The following is a 16,448-nucleotide window of genomic DNA, read 5'->3' on the forward strand; positions in this document are numbered from 1 at the left end:
TGTACCCGAGCCCGGTCAGGGGTTCGGGGTGGCGGGCGGGCTGGGCGGGGTGTCGGTGGGCGGCGTGTCGGTGGGCGGGGTGCTCGGCTGGGTGTCGGTGGGCGGTGTGCTCGGCGTGTCGACCGGAGCCGGGGTGCCCGTGATCGTGAGCGGGGGCGACACCTTCGACTGCAGTCCGGCGCCGCAGTTCGCATAGTAGGTGAACTGCACGGTGCCGGGGGTGGTCGCCATCAGGATGTTGACCTGGCGCTGGTCGGGAGGGAAGGTCGACAGCCCGCCCAGGATGGTGCCGCCGCTCCCGCTCACCTCGACCGTGTAGCTCTGCAGGTCGTAGCCCGGGATGCACTGCACGTACTCGTTCCACCGGACCGTGACCTCGGTGCCGACCTGCGGGCTCGCGGACGGGGTCACCGAGGCGACGGCGGGGGCCGGCGGGCTCTCGGGGTCGGTGTAGTAGTACACCGTGACCGTCTGGCCCTTGTCGAGCTCCCCGGTGGACGGCGTCCACCGGTAGGCCACCTCCGACGTCTCACCGGAGGGCGTGACGTCGCCCGCCGTCCACTTCAGCTCGAGTCCGAGCGAGTCGAGGAGATCCTGGGCCTCATCCTTGGTCAGACCGTTCAGCTGCTGGAGCTCGGCGGCATCGATCGTCGTGGGCTCGGTCGGCGTGTTCGACGGGGTGCTCTGGGTGGGACGCGGGCTCGACGACGAGGGGTTCGGCTCGGGGCTGTTCGGGTTCGCGAGCAACGCGATCACGGCGGCGACGAGCGCGACGACGAGCACGCCGACGAGCGCCACGAGCGGCCAGGTCCAGGGGCTCCGGCGGCGCGGCTCCTCGGCCGCGGGCTCCGTCAACGGCAGGTTCTGGGTCGCGGGCATCACGCGCGTCGTGGCGGCTCCCGCGCCGAGCACGGTCGTGGCGGCGGTCGTTCCCGGGCGCGCGGAGCCGAGCACGGCCGGCACGGCGGTCGCCGCGGCCGCGACGTCGCCGCGGCGGAGCGACTGCGCGGCGCGCGCGAGGTGCTGGGCGGACGCGGGCCGGTCATCCGGTCGCTTCGCGATGCACGAGAACACGAGGTTGCGCACGGGCTCGGCGATCGTCACGGGCAGCTCGGGTGCGGCCTCGTTGATCTGCGCCATCGCGATCGCCACCTGGCTCTCGCCGGTGAACGGCCGACGGCCGGCGAGAGCCTCGTAGGCGACGATGCCGAGCGAGTAGATGTCCGTTGCGGGGCTCGCGGGGTGTCCGCTCGCCTGCTCGGGGGACAGGTACTGCACGGTGCCCATCACCTGGCCGGTCGCGGTCAGCGGCACCTGGTCGGCGATGCGCGCGATGCCGAAGTCGGTGATCTTCACGCGCCCGTCGGGGGTGATGAGCAGGTTGCCGGGCTTGATGTCGCGGTGCACGAGGCCCGCGGCGTGCGCGGCCTGCAGGGCGGATGCCGTCTGGGCCACGATGTCGAGCACGCGGTCGGAGGAGAGCACGCGCTCGCGCTCGAGGATGGCGCTGAGCGCCTCGCCGGGCACGAGCTCCATGACGAGGTAGGCGCTGCCGTCCTCCTCGCCGTAGTCGTAGACGTTGGCGATGCCCTCGTGGTTCACGAGGGCGGCGTGGCGCGCCTCGGCGCGGAAGCGCTCGAGGAACCCGGGGTCGCCGAGGTATTCGTCCTTGAGGATCTTGATGGCGACGGTGCGACCGATCACCAGGTCGGTCGCCTCCCAGACCTCGCCCATGCCGCCGATCGCGACCCGGCTCGACAGCTGGTATCGACCACCGAAGGTGAGCCCGCTCGTGGGTCTCATCTGTTCAGCACCGCCTCAATCACCTTCTTGGCCATCGGCGCGGCAACGAGGTTGCCCCATCCGTTCTGACCCATTCCGCCACCGTTCTCGACCACGACCGCCACGGCCACCTGGGGGTTGTCCGCCGGGGCGAAGCCGGTGAACCACAGCGTGTGGGGCAGGTCGCCGCCGTTCTGCGCCGTGCCTGTCTTGCCGGCGACGGAGACTCCCTCGATTGTGGCATTGCTCGCCGCCCCGTTGGTGACGCCCTGCACCATGACATCGCGCAGCGCCGCCGCGTTCGCCGCCGTGAGCGGCTGACTGAACTCGGTCGGCTGCGGGTCGTCGATGATGCTCAGGTCGGGCGCGATGATCTGGTCGACGAGGGTCGGGTTCATGAGCGTGCCGTTGTTCGCGATCGCAGCGCTCACGAGCGCCATCTGCAGCGGCGTGACGCGGTCCTCGTACTGGCCGAACGCGCTCAGCATGGTCTGCGGGTCGTCCATTCCCGTCGGGTAGGTGCTCGCCGTCGCCTTCATCGGGATCTGGAAGCTCTGCCCGAAGCCGAACTTCGCGGCCTCGGCGCCGATCGCATCCTGTCCCAGCTCGAGCCCGAGCTCGGCCATCGGGATGTTGCAGGACAGCCGGATGGCCGTGGCGATCGACGCCTTCTCGGTGCCGCCGCAGTCGCCGCCCTCGGCATTGCCGATCGTCGTGGTCGTGCCCGGCAGGGTGAGCTCGGGCGGGTTGTCGAACTCGCTGTCGACCGTGTACTGGCCGGACTCGAGCGCCGCGGCGCCGACCACGAGCTTGAAGGTCGATCCGGGGTAGTAGAGGTCGCCGGCGATCGCCCGGTCGATGAGCGGGTCGTCCGGGTTGTCGATGAGCGCCTGGTACTTCGCGAGCACGCTCGAGGTGCTGTGCACGGCGAGCTCGTTCGGGTCGTAGGAGTGCTTCGAGACGAGCGCGAGGATGCGCCCGGTCGACGGCTCGACCGCGATCACCGCGCCGTTGTTCTTGCCGAGCGCGTCGTAGGCCGCCTTCTGCACGGCCGGGTCGATGGTCGTCTCGACGCTCGCGCCCTTCGGGTCCTGCCCGGAGAAGATGCTGCCGACCTGGTCGAAGAACTGGGCGTTCGCGGTGCCGCTGAGGTAGTCGTTGAGCGCGCTCTCGAGCCCCGCGCTGCCCTGGTTGAGTGTGTAGTAGCCGGTGACCGGGGCGTAGAGGCGGCCGTGCGGGTACTTCCGCTGGTACTTGAACTGGTCGCGGCTGCGCACCGACTCCGCGATCGGCTCGCCGTCGACGAGGATCGATCCGCGCTGGGCCGAGTAGCTCGCGTAGAGCGTGCGGATGTTGCGCGCGTCGTTGCGCAGCGCATCCGCCTGCACGACCTGGATGACGCTCGTCGACCCGAACAGGGTGACGAACATGAGCAGCACGAGGATGCTGACGCGCTTGAGCTCGCGGTTCACGACAGCGCCTCCCGCGGCTCGACGATCCAGCGCGGCTGGTTGCGCACCGAGTCGGAGACGCGCAGCAGCAGCGCGGCGATGATCCAGTTGGCGACGAGCGACGAGCCGCCGGCCGCGAGGAACGGCGTGGTGAGACCCGTGAGCGGTATGACGCGCGTGACGCCGCCGATGACGATGAAGACCTGGAGCGCGATGACGAACGACAGCCCGACGCCGAGCAGGCGGCCGAAGTCGTCCTGCGCCGCGAAGCCGATGCGGAAGCCGCGCGACACGAACAGCAGGTAGAGCGCGAGGATCGCGAACAGGCCGATGAGACCGAGCTCCTCGCCGAGGCTCGCGACGATGTAGTCGCTCTCCGCGAGCGGCACGAGGTCGGGGCGGCCCTGGCCGAGGCCCGTACCGGTGAGGCCGCCGGCGCCGAGGCCGAAGATGCCCTGCACGAGCTGGTAGCTGCCGCCGGCCGCGTCGTACACGTGGTTGTTGAACGCGTCGAGCCAGTTCGTGATGCGCCCGCCGACGTAGCCGAGCGTCGTGCCCGCGACGTACGCGCCGCCCGCGAACAGCAGCAGGCCGAGCACGACCCAGCTCGCCCGCCCGGTGCCGACGTAGAGCACGACGAGGAACAGCCCGAAGTAGAGCAGCGACGTGCCGAGGTCGCGCTGGAAGATGAGCACGAGCATCGACACCGCGAACACCACGAGGAGCGGCCCGAGCGTGCGCGCCCGCGGCAGGCGGATGCCGAGGATGCGGCGCCCGGTCATCGAGAGCGTGTCGCGGGCCTGCACGAGGTAGGCCGCGAAGAACACCGCGAGCGCGATCTTGGCCAGCTCGCCCGGCTGGAACCGCGCCCCGCCGATGCCGACCCACAGCTGCGCCCCGTTGATGCGGAGCCCGATGAACGGCAGCATCGGCAGCAGCAGCAGGGCGAGACCGACGAACATCGCCACGAAGCTGTAGCGCTGCAGCGTGCGGTGGTTGCGCACGACGAGCACGACCGTGATCGCGAGCACCATGGCGATCGCCGTCCAGACGATCTGCTTGATGCTGTTGCCCGACCAGTCGGTCGTGTGCTCGGCGATGTCGATGCGGTAGATCTCGGCGATGCCGAGGCCGTTGAGCACGGTGACGACGGGCAGGATGAGCGGGTCGGCATCCGCTGCCACGACGCGCAGCACGATGTGGAAGACGAGCACGAGGCCGGTGAGCACGGCGCCGAGCGTGAGCAGCGACCAGTCGATGGCGTCGTTCGCGCCGAGCTGGACGAGCCCGATGGCCGCGACGTCGATCGCGCACGCCAGCACGAGCAGCACGAGCTCGAGGTTGCGCTTGCGTGCCGGCTGCCGCAGCTTGATGCGGATCGCGCCGGTCAGCTCGCCGATCGTCGTCGTGTGCGGAGAGGTCGTGGTGCCGACGGCCGCGGTGGGCGCGTCGCTCACGGCTCGAGCCTCTCGACGATGCGCTGGGCCTCCTCGAGCGAACCCGCGCCGATGGTCTGCTTGACCGCGCTGCGTGTGTAACTCGGCAGGTCGGCGATCTGGATCGACGTCTGCTCGTAGACGTGGTGCAGCGCGATCGGGCCGAGGTCCTGCTGCACGCCCTGGTAGATCGCGACCGTCGTGCCCTGCGCGCCGACGTACCAGCGGGTCTGCGTCCACTGGTACGCGCCGACGAGCAGGCCCGCGACGGCGAGCAGGATGACGAGGGTCCAGACGATCCACCAGATCCGGCGGCGCCGGTTGCGGCGTGCATCCTCCTTGATGAGCTCCTGCAGGTAGGTGTCCGACTCGGGCTCGAAGTGCGAGTCGTCGGGCTTCGTCGCCTTGAGCGGATGCAGCAGCAGCGTCGGCAGGCGCACCGGCCGGCGCCCGGTGTCGCCCTCGAACTGCAGCGGGAGCGCGGCCGAGCCGACGATCGCGGGCGGCTCGTGCGCGATCAGTCCGGACTCGTCGATGTCGACGAGCACGACCGTGACGTTGTCGGGGGCGCCGTGGTCGAGGCTGTCCTTGATGAGCCGATCGGCCGTCGCGCGCGCGCCCGTCACCGTGCCCAGCTCGTGCGCGATCCGTTCGACGGGCACGTAGCTCGACAGCCCGTCGGAGCAGATCAGCCAGCGGTCGCCCGGCTTCGTCGGGTACTGCGCCGTGTCGATCTCGGGGCTCGCGTCGACGTCGCCGAGCACGCGCATGAGCACGCTGCGGCGCGGGTGCACCGCGGCCTCCTCCTCGGTGATCCGTCCGGAGTCGACGAGCCGCTGCACGAAGGTGTGGTCGTGGGTGATCTGCTCGAGCTCGCCGTCGCGCCAGCGGTAGATGCGCGAGTCGCCGATGTGGGCGAGCACGACCGTGGCGCCGACGACGACGATGCCGCTCACGGTGGTGCCCATGCCGGTGAGCTCGGGATGGTCGAAGACGGTCTCGGCCATCCGTCCGTTCGCCGAGACGAGGGCCGACGCCAGGGCGTACTCGGCCTCGTCGGGGGTCGCGTACTCGCGGTCGGTGTCGAGGATGCCGGTGATCGCGATCGCGCTCGCGACGTCGCCGCCGGCGTGGCCGCCCATGCCGTCGGCGACGACGAACAGGTAGGCCCCGGCGTATCCGGAGTCCTGGTTGTTCGAGCGGATCTTGCCGACGTGCGAGACGGCTGCGCTGTTGGACGCCACGCCTACCGCCGCAGCTCGAAGCTCGTCGTGCCGATGCGCACCGTGGTGCCGAGCGGCACGAGAGTCGGCACGGCCACCTTCTTGCCGTCGAGGTAGGTGCCGTTCGTCGAGTCGAGGTCTTGCACGACCCAGCCCTCGGCCCACTTGAGCAGGCGGGCGTGGTAGGTCGAGGTGTAGTCGTCGCGGATGACGAGACCGCTCTCGCTCGCGCGGCCGATCGTGAGCTCCTCGCCCTCGAGCGGGATCTCCATGCCCTCCCGCGCGCCGGCCGTGATCACGAGGCGCGTCGCGATCGCGCCCGGTGCCGACGACGCGGGCTCGCTCGGCGCCGGGCGAGCGGCGGGCGACGCGACGGGGGACGCGGCGGGCGGAACGGATGCGGCGGGGGCGGGGGCCGCATCCGTCGCCGGCAGCTTGCGCACGCGCTGGCCGAACAGGTCGGTGCGCAGCGCGTAGACGATCGCGAAGACGAACACCCAGAGCAGGGCGAGGAAGCCGAACCGGAGTACGAGGAGCACGAGTTCGCTCATCGACGGGCGCTCCTCTCGCTCCCGGCGCCGCTGCCGGAGGCCGCCTCGGCGAGCACCCGGAACACGATGCGGGTGCGGCCGATGTCGACGATGGAGTCCGGCGGCAGCAGGGCCTTCGACACCTTCTGCCCGTTGAGCAGCGAGCCGTTCGTGGAGCCGAGGTCGGTGACCTGGGCGCGTTCGCCGTCCCAGAGGATCTCGACGTGCTTGCGCGAGATGCTCGTGTCGTCGACGGTGATGTCGGCGTCGGAGCCGCGTCCGATGACCACCCGCCCGCGGCCGATGCGGTGGGTCTTGCCGTTGACCTCGAGCACGGGCGTCCAGCGGATGCGGCCGGCGGCCGTCGCGCTGCGCACCTCGACCATGCCCTGGCTCAGCCGCTCGGCGGGCTCGAACGCGATGCGCACGGGACCGGGGAAGGTGTAGTGCTGCGCGGCGGCGTGCGACTGCACGAGGCTCGCGAGCTCGCCCGTGAGGCTGTCGCCCATCGCCGTCATCCGCTCGTAGTCGGCCGGCGAGAGGCGCACGGTGAACTCGTTGGGCACGAGGGTGCGGTCGCGGTCGACCGGCGCGGCGCGGGTGTCGAGCTCCCTGCGCAGGGCGCTCGTGATCTCGACCGGCTGCAGACCGCTCTTGAAGGTCTTCGCGAACGCGCCGTTGACGGCACGCTCGAGACCCCTCTCGAAGCTGTCCAGCAGACCCACGGGCGTGAGGCTCCCCTCGGCTCGGTACCGGGCCCCGCTGCCGGGCTCGGTTCCTGCGATGCTAGCGGAGGCACCATGGCGTGCTCTCCGAGGATCGCGGCGCGAGGTGACGAGTGGCGCTGTGGTAGTCTCGTGCGGCTGATCCCGCGGGGTCGGCTTGCGCGCGCGAGTGGCGAAATTGGCAGACGCGCACGGTTCAGGTCCGTGTGCCCGTGAGGGCATGGGGGTTCAAGTCCCCCCTCGCGCACAGAGTGGAATGGCTCCTGATCTGGGATTTCGGTCCTGGGTCGGGGGCCAGGTCCACGACCCGGCTGGTGCTGGTCTTGGTGGGCTTGACCTTGTGGTCCTGCACGGCGTCGGCGGCAGGTCAGCGACGAGCTTGGCGTGCTGCGCTCGGGCTTTCAGTGCCGTGTCGAGCGCGGCCTGCGCCTGCGTCATCGTCGTGTATCCGCCGCGGGTCGCCCGATTCTCGCCGAGTTCCGGCCGGGCCGGGTCGATGGGCACGTAGAGCTGGTGCTTCCATGGGGTGCCTTCCTCGTCGCGTAGTCGGCGACGAGTCCGGCGTGCCCGTAGCGGCGTCGGGGGCGAGGTGGTCGCTCGGTTCGGCGATGCGGCGCTCGTAGTGAAGCAGCCCACGCTCACCATCGACGACATCCGCGCCTCGCGCGCCTTCGTCATCACCCGGCTCGATGCCGCCCGAGCCCTCGGCGTCGATCCCCGCACGATCACCGCCTCGATCGAGGGCGGCACGATCCCGAGCGTGAAGCTCGGGCGGCGCGTCGTCATCCCGCGCGAGGCGTTCCTGCGCGCCTTCGACCAGGAGTCGATTCGGTGACGCGCGCCGCCAGTCATTCGCCGGCTTCCCGAGCGAGCCGAGGGCTACGTCGCCGGCCTGGTGGCGCAGAACAGCTCCGAGTCGCGTGAGGAGGTCGTCACCGTTCCCGCGTCGGACGGTGATCCGACGCCTGCACCCCACGCTTCGGACAGTTCCGTCCCGCGCGACAGCTTCTCTCCGCGTCCGTCGTCGTCGTTCGCCTCCCCGCCGCCGCAACCGGGTGAGATCGCCCGCCTCGTGGCGCAGAACAGCTCCGAGTCGCGTGAGGAGGTCGTCACCGTTCCCGCGTCGGACGCGAGCACGGCGGTGCTCTTCTCGTGCGTCGACGCTGACCGGCTCGGGTGGAAGGTCGCGAAGCCCGACGGAACCGTTATCGCCAGTTCGTGGGGCACCTGCGACGGAACGTCGGAGCGGAACACCGCGCTTCTGCCGTCAACCCGCTCCCAACGTGTCGAGGTGAGCATCGAGGGCGATTTCGGTGCGACGACGAAGGCGGCGCTCGTCGTGGTCCCCGACGAATGATCCCGGGTCCCCTGATCCCGGGTCAGCGGCGGTAGGCGGCCACGAAGAGCTCGCCGCGGATCGCCGCGAGCGCGTCGTCGAGGCGATCGAGCACCGGGCCCGTGATGCCCGAGCACGTCACGTCGAAGGGCCCGAGCGGCTGGAGCGGTCGCGTGCGCAGGCGCACGACCTCCCAGCCGACGGCGCGCAGCAGGCGATCCTTGCGGCGGTCCTTCTGCTCGTGGCGGCCGGTGTGCTCGAGGCCGAAGCGGCCGATCGTGTCGTACTCGATAGCCACGCGCAGCTCGGGGATGACGAGGTCGGGCCACACCTCGACGTGGTCGAAGAACGGCGTCGCGACCCGCACCGCGTTGGCGTCGAGCTCGAACGCGTACCGCGCGGCGAACCGCGCGTGCAGGTCGGCCTCGACCGCGGATGTCACGCGGGGCGCGTGGACGCTGACGAACGCGTCGCCGACGGCCACGGCATCCGCTCCGCTCGCCGCGGCGTTGCGGCAGACCGTGCAGCGCCGCCCGTCGATGACGCGCGAGACCTGCGCCTCGAACGACGGATGCCCCGCCGCGCACTGCCAGCGGTAGCGGCGGCCGACGAGGCTCTCGCTCTCGAGGGCGACGCGCATGCTCGGGATCGCGAGGGCCACGAGCTCGTCGCGCGTGAGCCGGGACCCGTCGAGCTTGCGGCACAGCGGGCAGCGGGTCTCATCCGGCGCGTCGATCGTGCGCTCGTCGCGCGGATGCCCGCAACCGGCATAGACGGTTACGGGCGGCGAGGACGAGCGGGGTGCGACCGGCTGCGCGAGCCGCGCGCACTCGGGGCACCAGGCCGAGCGCCGCCGCTCCGGCCCACCCGGGCGGGAGCGCTGCTCCTCGGGCGTCGCGACGAAACGGTGCCCGACGTCGCACTGCCAGACGAGGTACACCTCCGCCGCGGGCGGGATCTGCGAGAGCACGATGCCCGCGTTGAGGTCGGGGTGGTACTGCCTCACGAGAGTCGGATACGGCTTCCAGGCGTCGCGGTACGCGCCCATCGCGTAGGGCACCTCGAGGCCCTTCGTCCACTGTCGCCTGGCCCACCAGACGCCGACGCTCTCCGGCATGCGCCGAGGTTAGGACCTGCCCCCGACGAACGGCGTCTCCGTGGTGTCGACCTCGCCGGCCGCAGACCACCGCACCGCCGACATCGTGCCGCCGACGGCGAACGCCACCACGATGCCGCCCGGAGGGAAGGTGCGGCTCGACGAGCAGGACGCCGCCACGTCGTCCGCACCGGATGCGACGAGCAGGCACGGGTAACCGGTGACGTCACGGACGGCCCACGCACGGAGGTGGTCGATGTCGCCGTTCAGGCCCGCGTAGTCACCGAGCAACCGGAACGATCCCCGGTCGAACGCCCCGGTGCTGAACGCGGGCACGTCGGTCGGCAGTTGCGGCTGGTCGAACACGGCCAGCGCCGGGGGACTCGCGGTCGGGATCGGGCCCGAGGTCGATCCCGGCGACGGCGAGCCGGATGGCGCGGTCGCGCCGTCGAGGCGGGACGCGTCGAGCGCGCGCCCGATCGACACGCCCGCGAGACCGGCGATGAGCGCGGGGATGGCGACGAGCGCGACGAGCCGCGGCCGGATCCGGCGGCCCGCGGCCGACGCTGCGCCGGCTGCAGCGCCCGTCGCGTGGCCCGCCGGATCGCTCCGCGGGCCGTTCCCGCCGTCGTCCGGCGAGCCGGTCGCGGCAGCGTCGGCCGCCGCCGCGCCGGGTCCGCGCGCCGCATCCGTCGCCGCGGTGGAGGCTGCGATGCGCGCGTCGATCGCCGCGATCTGGTCGAGGAGCGCCGGGTCCGCGTCCCGTGCGAAGGCGGCGCGGGCGAGCTCGGAGCGGCGGGCGCGCAGCGCGGCGAGGTCCGCATCCGTCATCCGTCGAGTCTGGCAGGTGCGAGCACGGGTGGTGCCCGACCGGGCTTGGCCGGGAGCCCGCTGCTACGCCGACGCCGGGCGCACGACGTTCTCCACCGGCTCGCCCGCGACCAGGTGCGCCACCTGACGGCGCATCAGCTCGAGCGTGCGGGTCGGGGTGAGCGTCGTGTTGCCGCCCAGGTGCGGGGTGATGATCGTGTTCGGCGTGCGCCAGAGCGGATGCCCGGCCGGCAGCGGCTCGGGCCGGGTCACGTCGAGCGCGGCCGCGATGCGTCCCGTGGCGAGCTCGGCGACGAGCGCGTCGGTGTCGATGACGCCGCCGCGCGCGACGTTCACCACGAGCGCGCCGTCGGGAAGCGCCGCGAGGAAGGCCGCGTCGACGAGGCCGCGCGTCTCATCCGTCAGCGGAACGATGAGGATGACGACCTCGGCGTCGCGCGCGAGCCCGGGCAGCTCGTCGAAGCCGTGCACGCGCACGCCGTGCTCATCGCGGGCGGTGCGCGCGACGATCGTGAGGTGCGTCTTGAAGGCCGCGAGGCGCGCCGCGATCTCCGTGCCGATCGAGCCGTAGCCGACGAGCAGCACGCGGCGGTCGGCGAGGCTCGGCCGGAGCGTGGCGGCGGGCCAGTGCTCGACCGCGGCATCCCGCACCGCCGTGTCGATGCCGCGCAGGCTCGCGAGGGTGAGGCCGAGCGCGAGCTCCGCGGTCTCGTCGTCGTGCACGCCCCGGCCGTTCGCGACCGCGACCCTGGCCGGGATGTGCGGCACGGCGTGGTCGAAGCCGGCGCTCGGCAGCTGCACGAGCGAGAGCCTCGGCAGGTCCTGCAGCCGGCGGAACACGTCGCGGCGCACCACGAAGTGCGGGATGAGCACGACGTCGATCGTCTCCGGCTCCGGCGGCGGGCTCTGCACGTCCCACTCGACGAGCCGCACGCCCTCGGGAACCGGCCCGAAATCGGCGATGAGGTCGGGGGTCGGCAGCGTCACGGTGAGCACCGATCGACCCTACCGACCCCCGGCGTCACGCGGCGTGCGCGCCCGCGGGCTCCAGCTCGACGGCCGGCAGCTGGATGGGCGCGCGCGAGCGGAAGTGCCCCGCGACGCTCAGCACGAGACCGCCGACCGCCCACGCGGCGAGCACGAGCCACTGCTGCGCGGTGTCCGCGCTCGGGAAGTACGAGATGCTGCGCACGAGGGTCGACGCCGCGCCGGGCACGAAGTACTGGCCGATCTCGCCCCACGGCCCGACGATGAACTGCGCGGGCAGGGCGGCGCCCGAGATCGGGTTCGCGACGAGCATCGTGACGACCGAGCCGATCGCGATGCCGCGCGGCCCGAGCAGCGCGGTGCAGCCGACGATGAGGGATGCGGTGCCGAGCATAGAGACCGCGAGCGCCAGCCAGTCGAGGCCGAACGACCCGCCGAGGATGCCGAACCAGGTGTGCGTCACGAGCCCGACGACGAGCCCGGTGGCGGCCGCGTAGACGAGGAGCGCGACGAGGCGGCGCACCACCCCGACGACGAGCAGCGAGATCAGGATGCCGCCGATCATTCCGCCGAGGACGAGCGGGAACGACATCGCGGTGAGCCCGGACCCGTTCGGGTCGTCCGCGGACAGCGGCACGACGTCGGTCGTCGTCACGGTCGGCGGCTGGGCGCCCGCGGGTGCGCGGGACGCCGCGAAGGCAGCGTCGAGCTGCGCCTGCAGGCCGGTGGCGACGTGACCGAGAAGCTGGGTCGCGGCGGTGCCGCCGGCGCTCGCCGTGAGCACCTCGGGAGCGGCATCCGTGGACAGCACGAGCGCGCCGCTGGTGTCGCGCGCCTCGATCGACGACACCGCGGCGGCACGGTCGTCGACGCGGGTCCAGGCGATCGCGCCGTCGGTGGCGTCGTCGATCGCCGCCTCGACCTGCTGCACGGCGGCGCCGGGTCCGCTGATGGCGACCGGCAGGTCGTGCACCTCGGCGGTCGCGACGGGCCAGAGGAAGGCGAGCACGAGCACGCCCACGATGAGCGATCCGAGCAGGCCGAAGAGCGCGGTGAAGCCCCACCGCGTGTGGGGACGGACGGGCTGAGCCATGGCGGCACCTTTCACAGAATGGTTGTTCTGTTTGTGCACTATACAGAATGTGTATTCTGTTTGCATGCCCCGAGTGTCCGACGAGTACCGCGCCGCCCGGCGCGAGCAGATCGCCCGGGCCGCCATCCGGGCGCTCTCGCGCAAGGGCGTGCCGCACACCTCGATGGCCGACATCATCGAGGAGGCCGGGGTGTCGGCCGGCTCGTTCTACTCGAACTTCCGCGACAAGGCCGAGCTCGGCCGCTACGTCGCACGGTCCGTGCTCGGCGCACGCCTGCAGGAGTTCGCGGAGCTCGCCGACGGCGACCACGTGGTGACCCCGCGGGCCGCGCTCGACGCGATCCTCGGCAGCGTCGGCCGCGAGGTCCCGGCCGCCCTCGTCGTGCAGTTCTGGGCGGAGTCGACGACGGATGCCGCCCTTGCCGAGGCGGTGCGCGACACGATCACCGGCCTCGAGGCCGAGTTCGCGGCGATCGTGCTGCCCTGGGCGCGCGAGCGCACCGCGTCGGAGGCCGCCGCCGGCGCGCTCGCGGCGAGCACGGCATCCGCCCTGGCCGCCATCGCGCAGAGCTGGATCCTGCGCTCGGCGATCGTCGGCGCGCCCGAGCCCGCGGTCTACCTCGACGCCATCTCGGCCGCCCTCGGCTGAGAGGCGTCAGCCGACCAGACCGGTCGCGTAGCGCTCGCGCCATGCCGCGCTCGCCGCCGGACCGGGCGCGAGGCGCGGTCGCTGCGCCGCCGTGCCGTCGGCGCGCACGAAGGCGAGGCGCGCCGGCTCTCCGGTCGCGGCGTCGACGAGCACCGACGCCCGTTCGCCCGTCGCCGGGTCGAACTCGTCGCTCCACTGCGCGAGGGCGGCGATCACGAGCCGCAGCCCGTCGCCGGCCGCCGTCAGGTGGTAGCTGAACCGCTCGCGGGACCCGGGCTCGGCGTACGGGCGCTTCTCGAGGATGCCGTGCTCGACGAGGGAGGCGAGGCGCGCTGACAGCACGTCGGTCGGCGCCTTGAGCGCATCGCGGAACTCGCCGAAACGCGTGCTGCCCTTGAGCGCGTCGCGCACGATGAGCAGGGTCCACTTCTCGCCGAGCACTTCGAGCGACCGGAGGATCTGGCACGAGGGGTCGGTGCCGTGAGCTGCCGCGTACATGCCGACCATCGTACCCCGCTCACTTGGAAAAACCAATCGAGGGGGCTAGGCTCGCGACCATGCCCCGCTCACCCCGTCCCGTCCTCGGCCGCACGGCGACCTTCTGGTCATCCGCCGTCGTGCTCGCGCTCTCCCTCTGGGCCAGCGGGGCGCCGAGCGTGCTCTACCCCGTCTACGCCGCGGACTGGCACCTGACCCCCGTGATCACGACGAGCGTGTTCGGCACCTACCCGGTCGCCCTGCTCGCCGTGCTGCTGCTGTTCGGGGGCATCTCGGATGCGATCGGTCGCCGGCGCGCGATCCTCATCGGCGTCGCGCTCATCGGCATCGCGAGCGCGGTGTTCGCCACGGCGAGCGGCGCGCCCTCGCTGTTCATCGGCCGCGCACTCCAGGGAGTCGGCACCGGGTTCGCGCTGAGCGCGGCGAGCGCGTCGCTCGTCGAGAGCTCGCCGTTCCGGTCGCCGCGGCTCGCGAGCTCGCTCACCACCGCCTCGACGTCGGGCGGACTGACGCTGTCGCTCGTCGTCTCGGGCGTGCTCGCCCAGTTCCTGCCGCTGCCGCTCGTGCTCAGCTACCTCGTGCTCGCGCTGCTCAGCGCCGTGGCGCTCGTGCTCGTCGCGCTCACCCCCGACGACTCGGCGACCGGCGTGCGGTTCGCGCCCCGACCGCTGCGGCCGGCGCCCGGCATCCGTCTGCCCATCGCGATCGCCGCGGTCAGCGTGAGCATCGCCTACGCCGTCGGCGCGATGTTCCTGTCGCTCGGCGCGCAGATGGCGCGCGAGCTCACGGGCACGAACGACCTCGCCGTGATCGGCGCGCTGCTCGGCATCTCGACGATCGTCATCCTCGTCACGTCGCTGCTCATCTCGCGCGTACCGGCGCTCGCGAGCGTGACGACGGGAGCGCTCGCGTCGCTCGCCGCGGTGCTGCTCATGGCACTCGCCGCGGCGAGCGGATCGCTCGTGCTGTTCGTCGCATGGTGCGTCGTCGGCGGAGTCGGCTACGGGTTCGCCTTCACGGGCGGGCTCGCCCTCGTGAGCCGGGCGGCGCCCGCCCACCACCGCGGGGCGACGCTCTCACTCGTGTACCTCGTGAGCTACCTCGTGCAGGCCGTGACGGCGGTCGGCGCGGGCGCGATCGCGACGGCGGTCGGGCTCGGCGAGGCCGTCGACCTCGTCGCTCCGTTGCTCGCCGTGCTGTGCGCCCTCGGACTGGCGCTCGTCGGGGTGAGCGCGGCCGCGTCACGGCGCCGCGCCGCGACGGCCTGAGCCCCGCTAGCCTCGCACCATGCGGGGTCGGCAGCCGTGATCGTCCAGATCGTCGCGTGGGCGCTCATCGCCGTCGACTTCTGCGTGCGCGTCGTGTCGCTCGTCGTCGTGCCGCGCAACCGGCGCCCGCAGACGGCGCTCGCCTGGCTGCTCGCGATCAACTTCCTGCCGTACCTCGGCATCCTGCTGTTCCTGCTGCTCGGCAGCGCCCGGCTGCCGCGTCGGCGCCGCCAGCGGCAGGCGACGGTCGACGCGCTCATCCGCCGGGCGACCGAGGGACTCGCCGACGACAGCGCCGAGGAGTGGCCGTCGTGGTTCCGCACGAGCGTCGCGCTCAGTCGAGCGCTCGGCGCGATCCCGCTCGCGAGCGGCAACGCCGGCACCGTCTGGGCGGATGACGCGCGAGCGCTCGACGCGATGGTGCGGGCCATCGACGGCGCGGCCCGCACCGTCAACGCGGAGTTCTACATCCTGCTGCTCGACGACACCAGCGCCCCCTTCTTCGACGCGCTCGAGCGGGCGCACCGGCGCGGGGTCACCGTGCGGGTGATGCTCGACCACCTCGGCAACCGGCGCTACCCGGGGTGGGGGCGCACCATCCGCCGGCTCGAGGCGATGGGCGTGCAGTGGCACCTGATGCTGCCGTTCCAGCCGCTGCGCGGCAAGATCCAGCGGCCCGATCTGCGCAACCACCGCAAGCTGCTCGTCGTGGACGGCGCGGTCGCGTTCACCGGGTCGCGCAACATCGTCGACCCCGGATACCAGACCGGCAAGAACGCGCGGCGGCACCTGCGCTGGCACGACTTCATGGTCGAGTTCCGCGGGCCGGTGGTCGCGGCGCTCGACGTGCTCTTCGTCACCGACTGGTACTGCGAGACCGACGAGCTCATCGACACGACGCCGTCGATCGAGTCCATCGAGCGCGTCGGCACGCTCGACTGCCAGGTCGTGCCGTCGGGCCCCGGCTTCGACGGCGAGAACAATCTGCGGCTGTTCCTCGCGCTCGTGCACTCGGCGCAGCACCGCATCGTGATCACGAGTCCGTATTTCGTGCCCGACGACGCCATGCTCTACGCGATCACGACGGCGGCCGAGAGCGGGGTCGAGGTCGAGCTGTTCGTGAGCGCGATCGGGGACCAGTGGGCGGTGTTCCATGCGCAGCGCAGCTACTACGAGGCCCTGCTCACCGCGGGGGTGCGCATCCGGCTCTACGAGGCGCCCGTCGTGCTGCACTCGAAGCACTTCACGGTCGACGACGAGATCGCGGTGATCGGATCGAGCAACATGGACATGCGCTCGTTCACGCTCGACCTCGAGCTCTCGGTCATGGTGCGGGGCGAGGCGTTCCTGGCCCAGATGCGCGCCGTGCAGGAGGACTACCGCGCGCACTCCCGCGAGCTCACCGTTGAGGAGTGGAACGCCCGGGGGCGGTGGGCGACCGCCGTCGACAACATCGCGCGCCTGACGAGCGTGCTGCAGTGACCCGCTGAGGCTCCAGTGATTCGCTGAGGGGACGCATCCGGTCGGTATGCGGCACCCGGAA

Annotated in this window: 16 protein-coding genes and 1 tRNA gene; 6 read left to right on the forward strand and 11 right to left on the reverse strand. The window is 72.1% G+C overall.

Going from position 1 to position 16,448, the window contains the following annotated elements; genetic code table 11:
- Positions 1–15: 15 nt before the first annotated feature.
- The 6 genes from QT381_RS09700 to QT381_RS09725 are packed head-to-tail and all read right to left on the reverse strand — an operon-like array spanning position 16 to position 7,147.
- On the reverse strand, positions 16–1,803 hold the full coding sequence (locus tag QT381_RS09700; protein ID WP_289248732.1) for a serine/threonine-protein kinase: 1,788 nt from the start codon (positions 1,801–1,803) through the stop codon (positions 16–18).
- On the reverse strand, positions 1,800–3,254 hold the full coding sequence (locus QT381_RS09705; RefSeq protein ID WP_289248734.1) for a peptidoglycan D,D-transpeptidase FtsI family protein: 1,455 nt from the start codon (positions 3,252–3,254) through the stop codon (positions 1,800–1,802). The genes QT381_RS09700 and QT381_RS09705 overlap by 4 nt, the downstream gene beginning before the upstream one ends.
- A complete protein-coding gene (locus tag QT381_RS09710; RefSeq protein ID WP_289248797.1) occupies positions 3,251–4,633 on the reverse strand; it encodes an FtsW/RodA/SpoVE family cell cycle protein in 1,383 nt (460 codons plus the stop codon). The genes QT381_RS09705 and QT381_RS09710 overlap by 4 nt, the downstream gene beginning before the upstream one ends.
- A gap of 53 nt (positions 4,634–4,686) precedes the next feature.
- Complete coding sequence (locus QT381_RS09715; RefSeq protein WP_289248736.1) at positions 4,687–5,913, reverse strand: PP2C family protein-serine/threonine phosphatase; 1,227 nt, start codon at positions 5,911–5,913, stop codon at positions 4,687–4,689.
- Positions 5,914–5,915: 2 nt separating this feature from the next.
- Positions 5,916–6,443, reverse strand: a complete 528-nt coding sequence (locus QT381_RS09720) for an FHA domain-containing protein FhaB/FipA (protein ID WP_289248737.1) — start codon at positions 6,441–6,443, stop codon at positions 5,916–5,918.
- The gene (locus QT381_RS09725; protein ID WP_289248738.1) at positions 6,440–7,147 is read right to left on the reverse strand and encodes an FHA domain-containing protein; all 708 of its coding nucleotides are present in this window, start codon (positions 7,145–7,147) and stop codon (positions 6,440–6,442) included. Before QT381_RS09725 ends, QT381_RS09720 begins: the two co-directional genes overlap by 4 nt.
- A gap of 163 nt (positions 7,148–7,310) precedes the next feature.
- On the opposite strand from QT381_RS09725, the gene QT381_RS09730 reads away from it, so the two are divergent.
- From QT381_RS09730 to QT381_RS09740, 3 genes are all read left to right on the forward strand, one after another.
- Positions 7,311–7,394, forward strand: a tRNA-Leu gene (locus QT381_RS09730).
- Between the two features lie 375 nt (positions 7,395–7,769).
- Complete coding sequence (locus QT381_RS09735) at positions 7,770–7,982, forward strand: helix-turn-helix domain-containing protein (RefSeq protein ID WP_289248739.1); 213 nt, start codon at positions 7,770–7,772, stop codon at positions 7,980–7,982.
- 237 nt (positions 7,983–8,219) lie between these two features.
- Entirely contained in the window at positions 8,220–8,504 is a 285-nt protein-coding gene (locus tag QT381_RS09740) for a hypothetical protein (RefSeq protein ID WP_289248740.1), read from the forward strand.
- A gap of 22 nt (positions 8,505–8,526) precedes the next feature.
- Here the strand turns inward: QT381_RS09740 and QT381_RS09745 are convergent, their stop codons facing one another.
- The 4 genes from QT381_RS09745 to QT381_RS09760 all read right to left on the reverse strand — a co-directional run bounded on the left by QT381_RS09745 (position 8,527) and on the right by QT381_RS09760 (position 12,490).
- On the reverse strand, positions 8,527–9,600 hold the full coding sequence (locus QT381_RS09745; protein WP_289248741.1) for a zinc-ribbon domain-containing protein: 1,074 nt from the start codon (positions 9,598–9,600) through the stop codon (positions 8,527–8,529).
- Positions 9,601–9,609: 9 nt separating this feature from the next.
- Entirely contained in the window at positions 9,610–10,410 is an 801-nt protein-coding gene (locus QT381_RS09750) for a hypothetical protein (RefSeq protein WP_289248742.1), read from the reverse strand.
- A 63-nt stretch (positions 10,411–10,473) separates the two neighbouring features.
- Entirely contained in the window at positions 10,474–11,406 is a 933-nt protein-coding gene (locus QT381_RS09755; RefSeq protein WP_289248743.1) for a 2-hydroxyacid dehydrogenase, read from the reverse strand.
- A gap of 25 nt (positions 11,407–11,431) precedes the next feature.
- Positions 11,432–12,490, reverse strand: coding sequence for a hypothetical protein (locus QT381_RS09760; protein ID WP_289248744.1), 1,059 nt, complete (start codon positions 12,488–12,490; stop codon positions 11,432–11,434).
- 64 nt (positions 12,491–12,554) lie between these two features.
- Here QT381_RS09760 and QT381_RS09765 point away from each other — a divergent pair, with 64 nt between their 5' ends.
- The gene (locus QT381_RS09765; protein WP_289248745.1) at positions 12,555–13,139 is read left to right on the forward strand and encodes a TetR/AcrR family transcriptional regulator; all 585 of its coding nucleotides are present in this window, start codon (positions 12,555–12,557) and stop codon (positions 13,137–13,139) included.
- 6 nt (positions 13,140–13,145) lie between these two features.
- On the opposite strand, the gene QT381_RS09770 is transcribed toward QT381_RS09765, so the two are convergent.
- On the reverse strand, positions 13,146–13,637 hold the full coding sequence (locus tag QT381_RS09770) for a winged helix-turn-helix transcriptional regulator (protein WP_289248746.1): 492 nt from the start codon (positions 13,635–13,637) through the stop codon (positions 13,146–13,148).
- A 59-nt stretch (positions 13,638–13,696) separates the two neighbouring features.
- Here QT381_RS09770 and QT381_RS09775 point away from each other — a divergent pair, with 59 nt between their 5' ends.
- Positions 13,697–14,905 (forward strand): MFS transporter, encoded by a 1,209-nt coding sequence (locus QT381_RS09775; protein WP_289248747.1) that lies wholly within the window; start codon positions 13,697–13,699, stop codon positions 14,903–14,905.
- Positions 14,906–14,941: 36 nt separating this feature from the next.
- A complete protein-coding gene (gene cls, locus QT381_RS09780) occupies positions 14,942–16,387 on the forward strand; it encodes a cardiolipin synthase (RefSeq protein WP_289248748.1) in 1,446 nt (481 codons plus the stop codon).
- Positions 16,388–16,448: the final 61 nt, after the last annotated feature.

The sequence above is a fragment of the Galbitalea sp. SE-J8 genome, assembly GCF_030345695.1.
Classification (GTDB): domain Bacteria; phylum Actinomycetota; class Actinomycetes; order Actinomycetales; family Microbacteriaceae; genus JAUASV01.

What these genes read in the sequence shown, in the direction of transcription:
- QT381_RS09700 (WP_289248732.1), bottom strand. Translation starts at nt 1,803, where the DNA reads ATGAGACCCACGAGCGGGCTCACCTTCGGTGGTCGATACCAGCTGTCG.
- QT381_RS09720 (WP_289248737.1), bottom strand. Translation starts at nt 6,443, where the DNA reads ATGAGCGAACTCGTGCTCCTCGTACTCCGGTTCGGCTTCCTCGCCCTG.
- QT381_RS09745 (WP_289248741.1), bottom strand. Translation starts at nt 9,600, where the DNA reads ATGCCGGAGAGCGTCGGCGTCTGGTGGGCCAGGCGACAGTGGACGAAG.
- QT381_RS09750 (WP_289248742.1), bottom strand. Translation starts at nt 10,410, where the DNA reads ATGACGGATGCGGACCTCGCCGCGCTGCGCGCCCGCCGCTCCGAGCTC.
- QT381_RS09760 (WP_289248744.1), bottom strand. Translation starts at nt 12,490, where the DNA reads ATGGCTCAGCCCGTCCGTCCCCACACGCGGTGGGGCTTCACCGCGCTC.
- QT381_RS09765 (WP_289248745.1), top strand. Translation starts at nt 12,555, where the DNA reads ATGCCCCGAGTGTCCGACGAGTACCGCGCCGCCCGGCGCGAGCAGATC.
- QT381_RS09770 (WP_289248746.1), bottom strand. Translation starts at nt 13,637, where the DNA reads ATGTACGCGGCAGCTCACGGCACCGACCCCTCGTGCCAGATCCTCCGG.
- QT381_RS09775 (WP_289248747.1), top strand. Translation starts at nt 13,697, where the DNA reads ATGCCCCGCTCACCCCGTCCCGTCCTCGGCCGCACGGCGACCTTCTGG.